Origin of the sequence: Micrococcus antarcticus (assembly GCF_044872765.1) — a bacterium.
GTDB lineage: Bacteria > Actinomycetota > Actinomycetes > Actinomycetales > Micrococcaceae > Micrococcus.
Genome location: NZ_CP085253.1, coordinates 1011645 through 1027906, shown reverse-complemented (window position 1 = coordinate 1027906; position 16262 = coordinate 1011645). Strand labels below are relative to the sequence as shown.

Sequence of the window (16262 nt, the reverse complement as noted above, 5' to 3'; positions counted from 1 at the left end):
CACGTCCCGAGTGTGTCAGTACCCTCGGACACAGTAATGCCCGGCCCGTCCGTGCCGCCGCACGCCGCCGTCGGTCGTCCTCGCCCGCACCGGAAGGTCCCGCCCATGCGCTCGCTCCTCGCCCTCCTCCTGGCCCTCCTCGCCGGACTGTCCGCCGTGCTCGCCACCGCCGGTGCGCTCGTGGACGAGGCCGCCCACCGGCCCGAGCTGGTCCGGGGCGTCGCCGAGCAGGTGGCCTCGGACGAGCAGGTGCGCGCCGCGATCCCCGGCGCCGTCACCGGGGCGGTGGAGGACTTGGTGCCGGAGGAGGTCCCGGACCCGCTCACGCAGGCCGTGGAGGACCTGATCCGGCCCGTGGCGCAGAACGTGGCGCAGGATCCCAGCGTGGTGCAGGGCTGGTCCGACACCGCGGACGAGGCGCGGCGCGCATGGCTGCTGGACCTCAAGGACGCCCGGGGGACCGAGGGCTTCGTGCCCGGAGGGGACTTCATCGTCCCCTTCGGCCCGGTGGCGCAGTCCGGCGTCGCGGCGGCGCTCGGCGACATCGAGACGCGCCTGCGCCGCAACGAGCTCGACGTGCCCGGCCAGGGGATCCTCGAGGCCGTGACGGGCACGGACTTCGGGGACTGGGCCGCGGACACCGTGATCGCCCCCATGTACGACCGCGCCGCCGAGCTGAGGGACAGCACGGACCTCACCATGACCGTCACGGTCGACTCCCTGAAGGACGTGGACCGCTCCACCGTCGCGTGGTGGGCCGCCGCCTCCGCGCACTGGAGGTGGGCCGCGGTGGCGGCGGGGCTGCTGCTCCTCGCGGCCCTCGTGCTGGCCCGGCCGCGGTGGCGGGGCCCCTCGATCGCGCTCGCGGGCGCCGTGATGCTCGTCGGCGGGATGCTGCTGGGCAACGCGACCCGCTCCGACGCCTTCTCCGTGGTGGCGCCCGACGGCGTCGCCGACGGCGTCGCCCACCTCGCGGTGGAGGCCCAGCGTGCCCTGCGCCCGGCGATCGACACGGCCCTGACCCCCTACGCGGCGACCCTCACGACGGCGGCCTCGATCACGCTCGGGGTCGGCGTGGTGGTGTTCCTCCTCGAGCTGGCCCTCACGCGAGGTCGCCCCCGCCGGTGAGTCAGGACGGCCCTGAGCGGCCGCGGGGCGCGGTCCGGACGGCGTCGCCGCCTTCGCGCTGAGCGGACGCCCCGCCCACCCGGAGGGGCCGGGCCACGGGCCGATACCATGGGGGGCATGTCCGTCACCGCTGCCGCCACCCGCCCGTCCGCCGTCGGCCTCGGCATGCCTCAGGTGCCGCGCACGCGCCGCTCCCGCGCCGAGGTGGAGGCCGCCGCGCCCGTCACCGGCCCGAAGCGCGTGATGCTCGCCGCCCCGCGCGGCTACTGCGCCGGCGTGGACCGCGCCGTCGTCGCCGTGGAGAAGGCCCTGGAGCACCACGGCGCCCCCGTGTACGTGCGCAAGGAGATCGTGCACAACCGCCACGTGGTGGACACCCTGACCGAGCGCGGCGTGGTGTTCGTGGACGAGCTGGACCAGGTGCCGGACGGCGCCCTCACCGTGTTCTCCGCGCACGGCGTCTCCCCGGCCGTGGTGGCCGAGGCCGCCGAGCGGAACCTGGAGACCATCGACGCCACGTGCCCGCTGGTCACGAAGGTGCACCGCGAGGCGGTGCGCTTCGCCCGTCAGGACAAGCACATCCTGCTGATCGGCCACGAGGGCCACGAAGAGGTCGAGGGCACGTACGGCGAGGCACCCGAGCACACCACGGTGATCAACGACGTCGCGGAGGCCCGCACCGTCCAGGTGGACGACCCGGACAACCTCATCTGGCTCTCGCAGACCACGCTCTCCGTGGACGAGGCCCTCGAGATCGTCGCGGTGCTGCGCGAGCGCTTCCCGAACCTGCAGGACCCGCCCTCGGACGACATCTGCTACGCCACGTCCAACCGGCAGGCGGCGATCAAGCTGATCTCCCCGGAGTGCGACCTGGTGATCATCGTGGGATCGGCCAACTCCTCGAATTCGGTGCGCCTGAAGGAGGTCGCCTTCGAGTACGGGGCCACCCGCGCCGAGCGCGTGGACTTCGCCAGCCAGATCGACGAGGCGTGGTTCGAGGGAGTGGCGACGGTGGGGCTGTCCTCCGGCGCGTCCGTGCCCGAGGTGCTCGTGCAGGACGTGCTCGCGCTCCTCGCGGACTACGGCTACGCGCAGGTGGACGAGGTGGTCACGGCCGAGGAGGACATCATCTTCTCCCTGCCCAAGGAGCTGCGCGCGGAGCTGAAGAAGGCCGGGGACGAGTCCCGCTCCCTCGGTGGACGCCGCCGCGACGCCGAGGCCTGACCGCGCCCCTCGTCTCCTCGCTGAGGCCCGCAGACTCGCCGTCACGACGCCGGCGTAGCGGCGAGTCTGCGGGCCTCGGCGTTCCTGGCCGGGGCGGATGATGACGGCCACGCGCCCCGGGGCGCACCGATGCACGAGGGCCCCGCACCGGACGGTGCGGGGCCCTCGTGTGCGCCGGGGTCTGCGGGTGGTCAGGGACTCAGAGTCCGAAGACCCAGACGAGCAGGGTCATCGACGCGAGGGAGATGAGCACAGCGGCGATGATGTTCAGCAACACGCCGCCCTTCACCATCTGGCCGATGGTCACGTAGCCGGAGCCGTACGCGATGGCGTTCGGCGGGGTGGCCACGGGCAGCATGAACGCGCAGGTCGCGGCGAGGGCGACGGGCGCGGCCAGCATGAGCGGGGCGACGCCGGTGCCCAGGGCCACGCCGGAGGCGACCGGCAGGAACGTGGCCGCGGTGGCCGTGTTCGAGGTCATCTCGGTCAGCAGCAGGATGCCGACGGCGGCGATCACCACGAGCACCCACACGGGGATGTCACCGAAGCCCTTGACCTGCTCGCCGAGCCACGTGGACAGGCCCGACTTGGAGAACTGGCCGGACAGGGCCAGGCCGCCGCCGAACAGCAGGAGCACGCCCCACGGCAGCTCCTTCGCGGCCTCCCAGTCGAGCAGGCGCACGCCGCGCCCGGCCCCGCCACCGGCCGGCAGGAGGAACAGGATGAGCCCGACGACCATGGCGATGGCCGCGTCCGAGAGCAGCGGGGACGTCAGGTCCAGGACGTACTCGGAGATCAGCGGCACGGTGATCCAGGCCAGCGCGGCGAGGACGAAGACGGCGAGGACCTTGGCCTCGGGGGCGCTCATGCGGCCAAGGCGGGCCAGCTCGGCGGCGATCAGGTCGCGGCCGCCGGGGACCTCGTCGATCTCCGGGCGGAACAGCACCCGGGTGAGCAGGAACCAGCACGCGAAGAGCAGCACGACGGCGATGGGCACGCCGACCAGCATCCACTGGCCGAAGCCGATCTCCACGCCGTGCTCGGCGGCCATGTGGCCCGCGAGCAGGGTGTTGGGCGGGGTGCCGATGATGGTGCCGAGCGAGCCGATGGACGCGGCGTAGGCGATGCCGAGCATGAGCGCGGTGCCGAAGTTCGTCTTCGTGAGGGAGCGGATCTCGGCCTGCGTGGGGGCCTCGCCGGGCGCGGGCGCGGCGGGGCGGTCGGCCTGGCCCGCTGCCTCGTCCCCGGTCAGGGCGTCGTCCGTGCCGTAGCGCTGGACGAGCACGAGGATGGACACGCCGATGGGGAGCATCATCACGGCGGTGGCGGTGTTGGACACCCACATGGAGATGAACCCGGTGGCGATCATGAAGCCGAGGACGAGGTTCACGGTCCTGGCGCCCATGAACTTGAGGACGCCGAGCGCGATGCGCCGGTGCAGGTTCCAGCGCTGCATCGCCAGGGCGAGCATGAAGCCGCCCATGAACAGGAAGATGATGTTGTTGCCGTAGCTCGCGCCGACGGCGTCGAAGGTGATGCCGCCGTCGGACTCCTCGGCGGGCACGCCGAGCGGGAAGACGACCAGCGGCAGCAGGGCGGTGGCGGGGATGGGCAGGGCCTCGGTCATCCACCACACGGCCATGAGCACGGCGGTGGCGGCGACGAGGCGGGGCCAGACGCCGAGGTCGCCCGGCATCAGCAGGAACAGGGCGACGGCGAGCAGGGGGCCGGCCACGAGGCCGATGACGCGCTTGACGTTCTCGCCGCCGGGCAGCGGCTCGTCACGCATGCCCGGGGAGAGCTCGTGTTCGAACTCCTGGGCGGCCGCCCGGGGGTCGAAGCGCGAGACGTGCTCGTTGACATTGCGCGGCGGGGGGAGTGGACGGGACGCCATGGGCGCCTCCTCATCAGGTCAGGGCCCACGTGCGGGCTGGCAATTCTCTGTGAGTTTCACCGTATCAAGTGATCTGGGTCACGAGGGGTCATCCTCGCGTGTGCGACGGCCCGCCCACCCCGGCGCCCGGGGCGGACCCGTTCACGCCTCCCGCGCCGACTCCGCCCGACGACGGCGCAGCTCATCCTCCTCCACACCCGCGACCAGTTCCGGAGCGGCCAGTGGCCGGGGCGCGGACTCGAGCGTGCGGATGTCCGGCGTGGGGGCCAGGCCCGGGTCGGCGTCGCGGAGGCGCCGGGCCGCGGGGAGCACGCGCGACTCGACGTTGCCGACGAGCTGGTTGTAGCGGTCCACGGCGGTCTTGAGGGAGCCGCCCATGCGGTCCAGGTGGGTGCCGAGCGTGCCGAGGCGCTCGTAGAGGTCCTTCGCGCTGGCCACCACGGTGTGGGCGTTCTCGGCCAGGGTGTCCTGCCGCCACGCGTAGGCCACGGACTTCAGGGCGGTCAGGAGGGAGACGGGGGCGACGAGCGCCACGTTCCGGGAGAACGCGTGGTCCAGCAGCCCGGGGTCTGCGTCCAGGGCCGCGGCCAGGAGCGACTCGGCGGGCAGGAAGCACAGGACCAGCTCGGGGGAGTGCTCGAGGCCGGCCCAGTAGGACTTCGCGGAGAGCTGGTCCACGTGGCGGCGCACGGCCGCGGCGTGCTGGGCGGCCAGCGCCTGACGCCGCTCGTACGCCTCCTCGCCGGGCTCGTCCGCGAGGGCCTCGGCCGCCAGCGCGTCCCCGATGGGGGCCTTGGCGTCCACAGCCATGGCCTTGCCGCCGGGCAGGGACACCACGAGGTCCGGGCGGAGGCGCTCGCCGTCCCTGCCGGACAGCGTGGCCTGCTCCGTGAAGTCCACGTGGTGGAGCATGCCCGCCGCCTCGACGACCCGCCGCAGCTGCGCCTCGCCCCAGTGGCCCCGCGCGGAGGTGGACTTGAGCGTGGCCATGAGCGACGTGGTCTGGTTCAGCAGGTCCCGGTCCGTGGCCGCGGCGGCGCGGAGCTGCTCCCCGAGCCGGCCGAACTGGGACGCCCGATCCCGTTCCAGCACGCTCACCTGCTCCTGGAGCGCCGCCAGCCGCTGGCCCAGCGGCGCGAGCGTGGACATCACCTTGGACTCCGCGCGTTGGCGCTCGGCGTCCTCGGCGCGCGCGGCCGTGAGCGCGCGCTGCTCCGCCCGGGCGGCCGCGAGCTCCTCTCGTGCCCCCTGGTGCTCGGTGCGCAGCGCGGCCAGCTCGGCCTGAGCCCGGCGGGCCTCCTCACCGCCACCGGCCGCCCGGCGCCACATGAGCCACGCGCCCACCAGGGCGCCCAGGACGAGTCCGAGGATGAGGGCGAGCAGCAGGCTGAGGATCTCCATGACCCCACCCTGGCAGGCCGCACGGACACGGTAGGCAGCGGCGCGCCGTCGTCGTGGCGGGCGGCTCAGCCGAAGAGCGGGTTGGGGCCGTTGGCCACGACCTGCGGGTCGCCGTCGACGCGGGCGGCGAGGCCCGCCGCGGCCACGCCGGGCAGATACGGGAAGACCATGCGGGTCGAGGCCAGGGCGGCGGCGTCGAAGGCCTCCACCGCGACGGCCGGGCGGGGTCCGTCCGCCGTCTCGATCTCGCCGTCGAACACGGCCACCGCCCGCGTGGGGCGCGGGCTGATCTTCGCGACCGTGGCGGCCGCCTGCTCGGGCTCGAGGTCCGGGTGCTCCCACATGCCGCGCTGGCCGTCGGCGGTGACGGCGAGGATCGTGGGGGCGAACACGGACTGCCGGCCGAGCGTGTCGAACACGTGCTCCACCGCGAGGCTGATCAGCGGCAGCAGCTCGTCGCCGGGAGGCGTGGGGGTCGGTCCGGTGGGCGTCGGGGTGCTCATGGGCCCGAGGCTACCGGCCCTGTCCGACGGCGCCCACCCGCGCCTAGCGTGAACCCATGCAGCTCACCATCGCCCCCGGGGACATCACGGCCACGCACGCGGACGCCGTCGTCAACGCCGCCAACTCCACACTGCTCGGCGGCGGAGGCGTGGACGGCGCCATCCACCGGCGCGGCGGCCCCGAGATCCTGGCCGAGTGCCGCCGCCTGCGCGAGACCGACCTGCCGGAGGGGCTGCCCGCCGGCCAGGCCGTGGCGACGACGGCGGGGCGCCTGCCCGCGCGCTGGGTCATCCACACGGTGGGCCCGGTGTGGGCCAAGACGATCGACAAGTCCGACACCCTCGCCTCGTGCTACCGCGAGTCCCTGAAGGTGGCGGCCGGGCTCGGCGCCCGGACGGTCGCGTTCCCGGCGATCTCCGCGGGGATCTACGGCTGGCCCATGGAAGACGCGGCGCGGATCGCCGTCGAGACCTGCCACGCGATGGCGGACGAGGTGGGCGGCACCGTGGACGAGGTGCTGTTCGTGCCCTACGGCGACACGGCGGAGGCCGCGTTCCGTGCGGCGCTCGCGCATCTCACCTGAGCGCCTCCGCTGAGCCTCCCCTACAGCCACCCGCGGTCGCGGGCGACCGCCGCGGCCTCGCCGCGCGTGCTGGTGGCCGTCTTGCCGATCGCCGCGCTCAGATGGTTGCGCACCGTGCCCGCGGACAGGTGCAGGCGCCCGGCGATCGCCCGGACGGAGGCCCCCGTGAGCGCTTCGCGCAGCACGTCGACCTCCCGCGGGGTCAGCGGGCTCGGCCCCGCCGCGAGGGTGTCCACCGCGAGCGAGGGATCCACCACGCGCTCACCGCGGGCCACCGCGCGCACGGCGTCGGCGAGCTGCTCGGCCGGGGTGTCCTTGACCACGAATCCCCGGGCCCCGGCGGCCAGGGCCCGCTCCAGGTAGCCGGGGCGGCCGAAGGTCGTCACCATCAGCACGGCGCAGTCCAGGCCGCGGTCCCGGATCCGGCGCAGGGCCTCGAACCCGTCCACTCCGGGCATCTCGATGTCCAGCAGGGCGACATCCACGTCATGGGCCTCGACCGCGTCCGCCACCTCGTCCCCGGAGGCCGCCTGGGCGACGACGGTCAGGTCCGGCTCGGTGTCCAGGAGGGCGGCCAGGGCGCCGCGCACGAGCGCCTGGTCGTCGGCCAGCAGCAGGCGCAGCGGAGCCCCGGGCCCGTGACCGGCTGAGGGCGGCGACGCCGGGGACGGGGCCGGGTCGGCTGACTCTCTCATGCGTCCATCCTGCCCTCGGCGGCGGGCAGCACCCCGCGCGCGGCCTCCAACGTGCTCCCGCCCCAGTGCACGGCCACGCCGGTGCCGGCCCCGCCCAGCCCCGGCCCCACCTCGAGGCGTGCGCCCTCCGCCGCCGCCCGCTCGGCGAGGGTGCCGGGGCCCACACCCGCGGCGACGGAGGCCGGCAGTCCGGCGCCGTCGTCGAGCACCGCCACGTGGTGGGCGTCCAGGCTGATGCGCACCCGGCGGGCCCCGGCGTGGCGGAGCACATTGGTCACGGCCTCGCGCACGATCCAGGCGGCCAGGGCGCGGCGACGCTCGGGCACCTCGGTGACCGCGCCGGGCGGCGGGGCCTCGACGGCCATCCCGGCGTCCCGCAGCGCCCCCGTGGAGAGGGAGAGCTGCCCGCCCAGCTCCGGGGCGGCGAGCTCGGCGACGGCGGCCCGCGCCTCGGCGAGGGCCGTGCGGGACAGGGCGATCACCTCGGCGGCCTCCTCCTTGGCCCGGGCGGGGTCCGTGTCGATCAGCCGGTGCACGAGCTGGGTCTTGACGTTGATGGTGGTCAGGGAGTGGCCCAGGATGTCGTGCAGATCCCGGCCGAGCCGTTCCCGCTGGCCGGCGAGGTCGAGTTCATGCGTCATCTCCACGACCCGGTCGTCCCGGGCGATCGCCAAGCGCATGCCCACCAGCACCACCAGGAGGACGGCGAGGTTGCCCAGCACGACGGGCAGGGCCGGATCGCCGGGGAAGGACAGCAGCCCGGTCGCCAGCGCCGCGGCCACCGTGGCCCCGGCGCCGATCAGGCCCACGCGGAGCCGGTGGGGGAAGAGCCATGTGGCCACGAGGAAGGGGGAGTAGAGCAGAGCCTGGACACCCAGGATCCGGGTCAGCACGGCCACGCACCCGGCGAGCACGAGCCAGGTGAGGACCGCGTTGGCCCAGGCCGGCCACGCGCGTACCGGGCGCGGCACCACGAACGCGGCCAGGTAGACGAGGATGAAGACCGCGATGGCCGCCACCCCCAGGATCGCCTCGCCCCGCCCGTCCCCGGGCGTGAACGCCCGGCGGAGGAGCTCGACGAGGACGAAGCCGAAGCTGATGAGCCACACCCCGGCGAACCCCAGCGTGGACGGCCACAGGTGCAGCGGCAGGACGGCGGGGTCGTGCTCCGCCGTGCCGACCGCCGGGCGGGCCGGCGCCGGGGATCCGCCGGAGGGGGTCACGCGCGGGCCGTCCGGGAGCGGGAGGCGAGCAGGCAGACCACCGCGAACACGGCCGTCCAGGCCAGCAGGTTCACGAGCGGCAGCCACAGCGGGTCCGCAGCGGCGGCGGGTTCCGTTCCCATCTGTGCCCTCTCTCCCTCCATCTGCGGCCATCGGGCGAGGGCGCCGGCCCCGTACACCGGAGTGAAGCGCCCGATGTCCAGCATGATCCCCGAGAGCGGGACGAAGAGGTTCCCGAGGAAGCCGAACACCACCAGGATGCCCGACGCCGCGGACACGGCGGCCTCCGAACGGAAGAGCAGGGCGGCCGCCAGGCCGAACAGCGCGAACGGCAGCGAGGACACCAGGGCGAGGGCGCCCGTCGTGAGCCAGCGCAGCGGGCCGTCGAGCTCGGCGCCCGTGAGCGCGCCCGCGGTGAGCACGGCGAGCACGGGCAGGGCGGCGATGGCCAAGGCCACGAGGCACTTGCCGGCGAGGTAGGCGCCCGGGGTGAGCGCGGTCAGGGAGAGCTGGCGGCCCCAGCCGGACTGGCGCTCGACGGCGGCCGAGCCGGCGATCGATGTGGTGGCCATGACCGCCCCGTACACGGTCATGCCGGTCATGGTGTACGCGGACACGTTCCCGTGGCCGACGGGGCGGTCTCCCCAGTCGGAGAGCGCGCCGAACATGAGGTAGAGCGCCACGGGGAGGACGACGATGAAGAACGAGCCCTCGATCATCCGCACGTTGCGGACGAACTCGCGGCGTGCGTAGCCGAACAGTCGGCCGGGGGCGGTGGTGGTCGTGCTCATGCGAGGGACTCCTGCGGCTCGGAGGGTGTCGGCTGGCCGGCGTCGGTCAGGGAGAGGAACACGTCGTCGAGGGAGGCGTGGGTGATCGCCAGGTCCTCGACGAGGCGCTTGTTCAGCAGGTGGCGGGCGACGTCGTCGCCGGTGACCGAGCCCCCGGCGGGGACGCGCACGCGCAGGCGGCCGGGGGAGAGGTGCTGTGGTTCGAGCTGGACGGCGTCCTGCGGCAGGCTCAGGGCGGTGGCGAGGCGGGCGGGCGCGTCCGGATCGTCTCCGCCGCCGGCCCAGCGGCCCGTGAGGGTGACGGACCCGCCGGTGGCGAGCTCGGCGGGCGTGCCGTCCGCGTGGATCCGGCCCTCGCGCATCAGGACGATCCGGTCCGCGAAGTCCTCGGCCTCGGGGAGGAAGTGGGTGGCGAACACGATGGTGCGGCCCCGGTCCGCCTCGGCGTGCATGGTGTCCCAGAAGTCGTGGCGGGCGCGGACGTCCATGCCCGCGGTGGGCTCGTCCAGGATCAGCAGCTCGGGGTCGGTGAGCAGGGCCAGGGCGAAGCGCAGCCGCTGGCGCTCGCCTCCGGAGCACTTCTTCACCCGGCGGCCGGCCAGCCCGGTGAGGCCGGCGCGCTCCAGGGCGGCGGGCACGCCGATGTGGCGGCGGTGGCAGCCGGCCACCATGGCCACGGTCTCGCGGACGCTCAGGTCCTCCAGCAGGCCGCCCGTCTGCAGCACCGCGCCCACCCGGCCCTGGCGGACGGCGGCGACGGGGTCGGAGCCGAGGACGCGGACCGTGCCGTCCGAGGGCGGGCTGAAGCCCAGGGCCATGTCCAGCAGCGTGGTCTTGCCGGCGCCGTTGGGCCCGAGGAGGGCGAGGACTTCGCCGGCGGGGACGGTGAGGTCCACGCCGTCCACGGCCCGGACCGGTCCGAAGCGGCGGGTGAGTCCCCGGGTTGCGAGTGCGGGTGCGTTGCTCATGGCTCCAGCCTTGCCGAGGGACGCGCCCCGCGGGAGCGGCAGACGTCAGGAATGCGCCATGACGGATGTCATGGGTGGGCCGTGACGAGGCGTGAGGGCCGTCCCTCAGGAAGTTGAGCGGAGTTCACGCAGATTTCTGGAATGGGTTCGCCGGGCGTGCTGTTGTGGTGGTCAGACGCCGCGGTGTCAGCGGCGCCCACCCGACTCCCGAGGAGAGTGAACCGACATGGCCCGTCCCATCGATCCATTCCGTGAGATGGAGCGTCCCTTCCGTGAGATGGAGCGCCTGGTGAACGGTCTGACGACCCGCGCGACCGGCACCGCGTCCATGCCCATGAACCTGTACCGCGAGGGCGACGCCTTCGGCGCCGAGGTCGAGCTGCCCGGCGTCGACCCGGCCTCCATCGACGTGGACGTGGAGGAGCGCACGCTCACCGTCCGCGCCGAGCGCAAGGAGGACCCGGCCCGCGAGGACCGCCGCTGGCTCACCCGTGAGCGTTCCGCCGGCACCTTCGCCCGCCAGCTCACCCTGGGCGAGGGCCTGGCCCTCGACCGCATCCAGGCCGACTACAGCGACGGCGTCCTGACCCTCACCATCCCGGTGGCGGAGCAGGCCAAGCCCCGCAAGATCTCCGTCACCCACGGCGGCACCGCCCCCGTGGCCGGGCAGACCGTGGAGGGCGAGACCGCCGAGACCACCGGCGAGTGACCGGCCTCTGACGGAGCCGCGCGCGGCCGGCGTGACCGGCGCGCGGTCCGTCCCCCGAACGCAGATGCGGCGGGCCCCCACCGGGGGCCCGCCGCATCTGCGTGGCGGTCAGGCGCGATCGGCCAGGATCAGCTGCGCTGCCTTCTCACCGATCATGAAGCACGTGATGTTGGGGTTCACGGTCACGTGCTCGGGCGTCACGGAGGCGTCGGCCACGCGCAGGCCTGTCACGCCCTTGACGCGCAGGCGGGCGTCCAGGGGGCTCATGGCGTCGTCGTCGGCGCCCCTGCGCACCGAGCCCACCGGGTGGTACACGGTGTTGTGGGTGCGGCGCACGTAGTCGGCGATCTCCTCGTCCGTCTGCGCCTCCACGCCCGAGGCGAGCTCCCGGCCGGCCCACTCCGCCATCGCCGGCTGGGAGACGATCTCCCGGGCCAGCCGGGTGCCGGCCACCGCGACGGCCATGTCATGGCCCTCCGGGTCGGTGAAGTAGCGCGGGTCCACGGCCGGCTTGTCCCGGTAGTCGTTGGAGCGCAGGCGCACGGTGCCGCGGGACTTGGCGTGGGGTGGACCCGGTGGCCCCGCGGTCTCGGCTGTCGCCCTCTGGTCGGCAGACGCAGGTGTGCTTACTCTCGACGGGGTCTGGGCGGCCCGTCGACCCTACGGATCGGTCATCTGGGCGGGGATGCGTGCTGGGCGGTGCGGGTCTCTGGGTTCCGTGGGCACGCGGGGGCTGGGGCTGCCGGACCCCGTGGCCGCCGGGCCTCTGGGTTCCGTGGGCAGGAGAGCGAAGGTTTCTGCCCCCGGAAGCGAAAACCCTGCCGGTTCTGCCCCCGGAACAGGGGAGAGCGCGCTCTCTGCCCGCGGAGCGGGCGGGGCTGCCGGTTCTGCCCACGGAACGGGGCCGGTGCGGGACGCCTCCGCTGCGGTGAGCCCGCCGGTAGACTGCCGGACTGTGGCTTTGACTATCGGATTCGTGGGACTGCCCAACGTGGGCAAGTCGACCCTGTTCAACGCGCTGACGCGCCAGACCGTGCTCGCGGCGAACTATCCGTTCGCGACGATCGAGCCGAACGTGGGCGTGGTGAACCTGCCGGACGAGCGGCTGCCCCAGCTGGCCGAGATCTTCGGCTCCGAGCGCATCCTGCCGGCCACGGTGTCCTTCGTGGACATCGCCGGCATCGTGAAGGGCGCCTCCGAGGGGGAGGGCCTAGGCAATCAGTTCCTGGCGAACATCCGTGAGGCCCACGCGATCGCGCAGGTGGTGCGCGCGTTCGACGACGGCGACGTCATCCACGTGGACGGCAAGGTGGACCCGGCCTCGGACATGGAGACCATCAACACCGAGCTGATCATCGCGGACATGCAGACCGTGGAGAAGGCGATCCCGCGCGTCGAGAAGGAGGTCAAGGGCAAGAAGAAGGAGCCCGCCGACCTCGAGGCGCTCCAGGCCGCGCTCGCGGTGCTGGAGCGGGGCGAGACGATCTTCGCGGCGAAGGACAAGGACAAGCTGGACATGGACCGGCTGCGCGAGCTGAGCCTGCTCACCGCCAAGCCGTTCATCTACGTGTTCAACTCCGACGAGGGTGTGCTGGGGGACGAGGCCAAGCAGCAGGACCTGCGCGATCTGGTGGCCCCCGCCGACGCCGTGTTCCTGGACGCCAAGCTCGAGTCCGACCTCGTGGAGCTCTCCGAGGAGGAGGCCGCCGAGATGCTGGAGATGGCCGGGCAGGACGAGTCCGGGCTGGACCAGCTGGCCCGCGTGGGCTTCTCCACCCTCGGCCTGCAGACGTACCTGACGGCGGGGCCCAAGGAGACGCGCGCGTGGACCATCCCGGTCGGCGCGACGGCGCCCGAGGCCGCTGGCGTGATCCACACCGACTTCCAGCGCGGTTTCATCAAGGCGGAGATCGTCAGCTTCGACGACCTAATCGCCGCCGGGTCCATGGCCGATGCCAAGGCTGCCGGCAAGGTGCGCATGGAGGGCAAGGACTACGTGATGCGGGACGGGGACGTGGTTGAATTCAGGTTCAATGTCTAAAAAGGCCGTCTGACCAGGGGGGTTTACCTTCGCGGCTGGCGATCAGGCTCGGCGGACGAGTTCCGATCTACCATCAGTTGCTACGCGTTTGTGCCGCTGACCTGGGGCTTTGATCGGCCTCTGTGGAATTTCCGCAGGGGCCGATCCTGCTTTCTGCGGTGCGGGAGCGTCTCTGGGACGCCGCCTCGGGTGGTATGTTGGAGGGTGGTCAAAGTCGTTCAGCGGGGGATTTGTCGGTGAGAGGGCTGACTCGGAGCTCGCGTTGACTCAAAACTCGGAACTCGACTGGGATCGATCGTTGCAGGTCCTAGCTTAAACATTACGGTCGCCCAACTACCGGCATCTCGCCGCTCGAACACGATCAATGCGCTCACCGAGGCAGCCCCTGGCCACGTTGCCATCACAACTAGGTCTCCTTGTATCGGGTCGAGGATAGCTGTGCTTGGATAGCCGGTGAGGAGCCGGACGCCGGTGAGAGCGGGAAGGTACTTCAGAAAGGGGAAGATCTCCAGCATTGAGATGGTGAGTCCGAGTTCGAGCGGGACGAGTATCACCAGAGTCACGATGAAGCTGCGGACCAAGACGGTGAATAGGTCCCGCTCGACCGGACGCGGTTCTGGGCTAGCCGTCGTGGCGACTCTGCTGTGCTTATAGGTCGCCCTCCGGCGCGGTCGCCGGGTGGGAGAGTGCGGACCGAACTTGTGCTCGATGGGACAAACAAGGCAAAGGAGATTCGTGGTTACTGAAGAGAAATTGGCTGGGTGGACGGGACCCTCGAGCCCGACCGAGAAAGACAAACAGGAGCGCACCGAGCGAATGATTCGAGAGGCGATCGACGCTCACGAGGGGTTCGATGGCTACCGCAATGACTTCTCCGTCTACGCGAAGGGCTCCTACGCCAACAACACGAACGTGAAGTCAGACAGCGACGTCGACATCGTCATCGAGTGCACAGATGTCTGCTACTGGCAGGAGTACGATCCTGCCAAGGGTGGACACCCTGCAGGGAGTCCTTACACGGGTCCATGGACCCCGGAGAAACTGAGGGCGGAGATCGCCGCAGCGCTTGAGAAGAAGTTCCCCGGGGCTGTCACGGCGGGGTCGACGGCGTTCGAGGTTGAAGCCAGTTCGGCACGCGTCAACGCCGACGTGGTGCCCTCGTTCCAGTACAAGCTCTACTTCTCAGACGGTACCTATCGCCAAGGTACGAAGGTCTTCAAAAAAGACGGCACGTCCATCGTTAACTATCCGAAGCTCCAGCTTGAGCGCGGCAAGGAAAAGAACGTGCGCACGAATGGTTTCTACAAGAAGACTGTGCGCATCCTCAAGCGGCTGGAGAACGAGCTCGTCGCGAAGGGCCTGACCGAGGAAGTTCCGTCATACCTTCTCGAGTGCCTTATCTACAACTGCCCCGAAGAGTACTTCTCGCGAGACACTTGGCGCGGAACGATGCGCGGATGCCTGGCGAAGATCTTCAACTCCACCATGGGACGTGAGCCTGATAATGATCGATGGGTGGAAGCGAATGGTGCGAAGTTCCTGTTTCACCCTGCTCAGAAGTGGACTAGAGCGCAGGTTCATAAGTTCGCGAGCGACGCCTGGGATTATATGGAGTTCGAATGATCAACGGGACCCTTATTCGAGTGCTCGTGGCAATCGTCTCCTTGGTTTTCGTCGTCGGATCGTGGATTACCACTGGTGCGCCGAATATTAGCCTGTTCAGCTTCTTCTCGATCGCTGTTTTCGTGTGCACGGTCTTGGTCATGATGTGGGACCAATGGATCTGGAAGTCGAAGCTCGCCCAAATGTTCCCGGGAGTGAGTCGCAACTTGAGCGGCACCTGGGAAGCGACCCTCGAGTCGTTCTGGATCAATCCCGCGACAAGCTCGTCGCCGCCTGCGAAGACCGTCTACATGGTTATTCGGCAGACAAGCTCCGCCGCGTCTGTCACGCTCATCTCGGATGAATCCAAGTCGAAGTCGTCGCTTGCCCGCGTGGTCAAGGAGGACGGGTCTTGGCTACTCCACTACGTCTATACAAATGAACCGCGCCTCGAAATCCGTGGGCGAAGCCCAATCCACCACGGGTCAGCGGTGCTTGCTGTGACAGGCTCGCCGGCGAAGCGCCTGGAGGGTGGTTACTGGACAGACCGTGATTCGAAGGGGCAGCTCAAGCTGATGAAGCGATCGAAGACGCTCGCTGAGGACTTCGAGGAAGCACGTGATGCTTTGAAGGATAGGGGCTAGCTACGCGCTCCACGTAGCTGTCCGGTTCTCCTTCGTGGTGGTTTCGGTGCTCCAGCCGCGCGGGTTCGAAGCGATTCTGCGTGGGGTGGCCTGACGGACTATCGCGTAGAAGCGCCCGCCGCGCAGAACACGATGAGCGTCCTCTGGCCTTTCGTGACGCCCCTCTGCATCGTCTGCCCGAGCTTTAGGCTGGCAGCTCTTCCCCGGCCAGGCTCTTGACCCTGATTCCCGCGCCCTTTCACCGTCGTTCGCAACGAACTGTCTTCATGGTTTCTTCGATGCGTTCGTCGTGCTATGGCGGACTGGAAATTCGGAATGGGCTACTTCTACAGCATCCCGGTCAGCGGCCTCGACTCGCACGACCAGCGTTCCTCGGAACTGCTCCCCGAAGGCGATTTAGGCACGGGCGCGGCCCTGACCATGCTCGTTGCCGCTTGGCGTCGCCTTCGTCGCCCGCCGGCGCAATAGTTGAGAGTGCGTCGCAGGCCGATTCCGCGCCGGAGCCGAGTGCGGCCGCGCAACTACTCTACGTAAGCCGGCTCCATCGGGTTGTATGCCCCTGTCGCGACCGCGGCGACGTGGTTGAACTCCGCTTCAATGTCTAAGAGGGGCGTCTGACCAGGGTTTTTACTCTCGCAGATTCCGATCTAGTTCGGCGGACCAGTTCCGATCTACCATCAGTTGCTAAGCGTTTTCTTCGCTCACCTGGGGCTTTGATCGACCTCTGTGGAGCTTCTGCAGGGGTCGAGTCTTCCTTTCGCGGCGCGTAGGCGGAGCGTGCAAGCCGCGTCGGCCGGCCAGTTCCGGGGTGGGTTCGAGTAGTGCGACACGCGATCTCTCGGCAGGTGCGCTGAC

Annotated in this window: 14 protein-coding genes and 1 pseudogene; 7 read left to right on the top strand and 8 right to left on the bottom strand. The window is 71.0% G+C overall.

What is annotated here, in order from left to right; all coding sequences use genetic code 11:
- The first annotated feature begins 105 nt into the window (after positions 1-105).
- Together LG274_RS04730 and LG274_RS04725 are read left to right on the top strand one after the other, a co-directional pair.
- Positions 106-1128 (top strand): hypothetical protein, encoded by a 1023-nt coding sequence (locus LG274_RS04730; protein ID WP_404465713.1) that lies wholly within the window; start codon positions 106-108, stop codon positions 1126-1128.
- Positions 1129-1236: 108 nt separating this feature from the next.
- Positions 1237-2352 (top strand): 4-hydroxy-3-methylbut-2-enyl diphosphate reductase, encoded by a 1116-nt coding sequence (locus LG274_RS04725; RefSeq protein WP_404465711.1) that lies wholly within the window; start codon positions 1237-1239, stop codon positions 2350-2352.
- A 199-nt stretch (positions 2353-2551) separates the two neighbouring features.
- On the opposite strand, the gene LG274_RS04720 is transcribed toward LG274_RS04725, so the two are convergent.
- From LG274_RS04720 to LG274_RS04710, 3 genes are all read right to left on the bottom strand, one after another.
- On the bottom strand, positions 2552-4246 hold the full coding sequence (locus LG274_RS04720; RefSeq protein WP_404465709.1) for an SLC13 family permease: 1695 nt from the start codon (positions 4244-4246) through the stop codon (positions 2552-2554).
- Between the two features lie 141 nt (positions 4247-4387).
- The gene (gene rmuC, locus LG274_RS04715; RefSeq protein WP_404465707.1) at positions 4388-5647 is read right to left on the bottom strand and encodes a DNA recombination protein RmuC; all 1260 of its coding nucleotides are present in this window, start codon (positions 5645-5647) and stop codon (positions 4388-4390) included.
- Positions 5648-5712: 65 nt separating this feature from the next.
- On the bottom strand, positions 5713-6150 hold the full coding sequence (locus LG274_RS04710; protein ID WP_404465705.1) for a hypothetical protein: 438 nt from the start codon (positions 6148-6150) through the stop codon (positions 5713-5715).
- Positions 6151-6206: 56 nt separating this feature from the next.
- On the opposite strand from LG274_RS04710, the gene LG274_RS04705 reads away from it, so the two are divergent.
- Positions 6207-6734, top strand: a complete 528-nt coding sequence (locus LG274_RS04705) for an O-acetyl-ADP-ribose deacetylase (protein ID WP_095694818.1) — start codon at positions 6207-6209, stop codon at positions 6732-6734.
- 20 nt (positions 6735-6754) lie between these two features.
- Here LG274_RS04705 and LG274_RS04700 read toward each other — a convergent pair whose 3' ends face one another.
- The 4 genes from LG274_RS04700 to LG274_RS04685 are packed head-to-tail and all read right to left on the bottom strand — an operon-like array spanning position 6755 to position 10411.
- The gene (locus LG274_RS04700; protein ID WP_404465703.1) at positions 6755-7429 is read right to left on the bottom strand and encodes a response regulator; all 675 of its coding nucleotides are present in this window, start codon (positions 7427-7429) and stop codon (positions 6755-6757) included.
- On the bottom strand, positions 7426-8652 hold the full coding sequence (locus LG274_RS04695; protein WP_404465701.1) for a sensor histidine kinase: 1227 nt from the start codon (positions 8650-8652) through the stop codon (positions 7426-7428). The genes LG274_RS04700 and LG274_RS04695 overlap by 4 nt, the downstream gene beginning before the upstream one ends.
- On the bottom strand, positions 8649-9443 hold the full coding sequence (locus LG274_RS04690; RefSeq protein ID WP_404465699.1) for an ABC transporter permease: 795 nt from the start codon (positions 9441-9443) through the stop codon (positions 8649-8651). Before LG274_RS04690 ends, LG274_RS04695 begins: the two co-directional genes overlap by 4 nt.
- Positions 9440-10411 carry an ABC transporter ATP-binding protein gene (locus LG274_RS04685; RefSeq protein ID WP_404465697.1) on the bottom strand — a complete coding sequence of 324 codons (972 nt, stop codon included), beginning with the start codon at positions 10409-10411 and terminating at the stop codon, positions 9440-9442. The genes LG274_RS04690 and LG274_RS04685 overlap by 4 nt, the downstream gene beginning before the upstream one ends.
- Positions 10412-10637: 226 nt before the next feature.
- On the opposite strand from LG274_RS04685, the gene LG274_RS04680 reads away from it, so the two are divergent.
- Entirely contained in the window at positions 10638-11120 is a 483-nt protein-coding gene (locus tag LG274_RS04680) for an Hsp20/alpha crystallin family protein (protein WP_404465695.1), read from the top strand.
- Between the two features lie 108 nt (positions 11121-11228).
- On the opposite strand, the pseudogene LG274_RS04675 reads toward LG274_RS04680, so the two are convergent.
- Positions 11229-11696, bottom strand: a pseudogene (locus LG274_RS04675) (GMC oxidoreductase); the annotation flags it as partial.
- Positions 11697-12075: 379 nt separating this feature from the next.
- Here LG274_RS04675 and ychF point away from each other — a divergent pair.
- The 3 genes from ychF to LG274_RS04660 all read left to right on the top strand — a co-directional run bounded on the left by ychF (position 12076) and on the right by LG274_RS04660 (position 15407).
- Complete coding sequence (gene ychF, locus LG274_RS04670; RefSeq protein ID WP_404465693.1) at positions 12076-13161, top strand: redox-regulated ATPase YchF; 1086 nt, start codon at positions 12076-12078, stop codon at positions 13159-13161.
- 735 nt (positions 13162-13896) lie between these two features.
- Positions 13897-14784, top strand: coding sequence for a nucleotidyltransferase (locus LG274_RS04665; RefSeq protein WP_404465691.1), 888 nt, complete (start codon positions 13897-13899; stop codon positions 14782-14784).
- Positions 14785-14810: 26 nt separating this feature from the next.
- The gene (locus LG274_RS04660) at positions 14811-15407 is read left to right on the top strand and encodes a hypothetical protein (RefSeq protein ID WP_404465689.1); all 597 of its coding nucleotides are present in this window, start codon (positions 14811-14813) and stop codon (positions 15405-15407) included.
- The last annotated feature ends 855 nt before the right edge of the window (positions 15408-16262 follow it).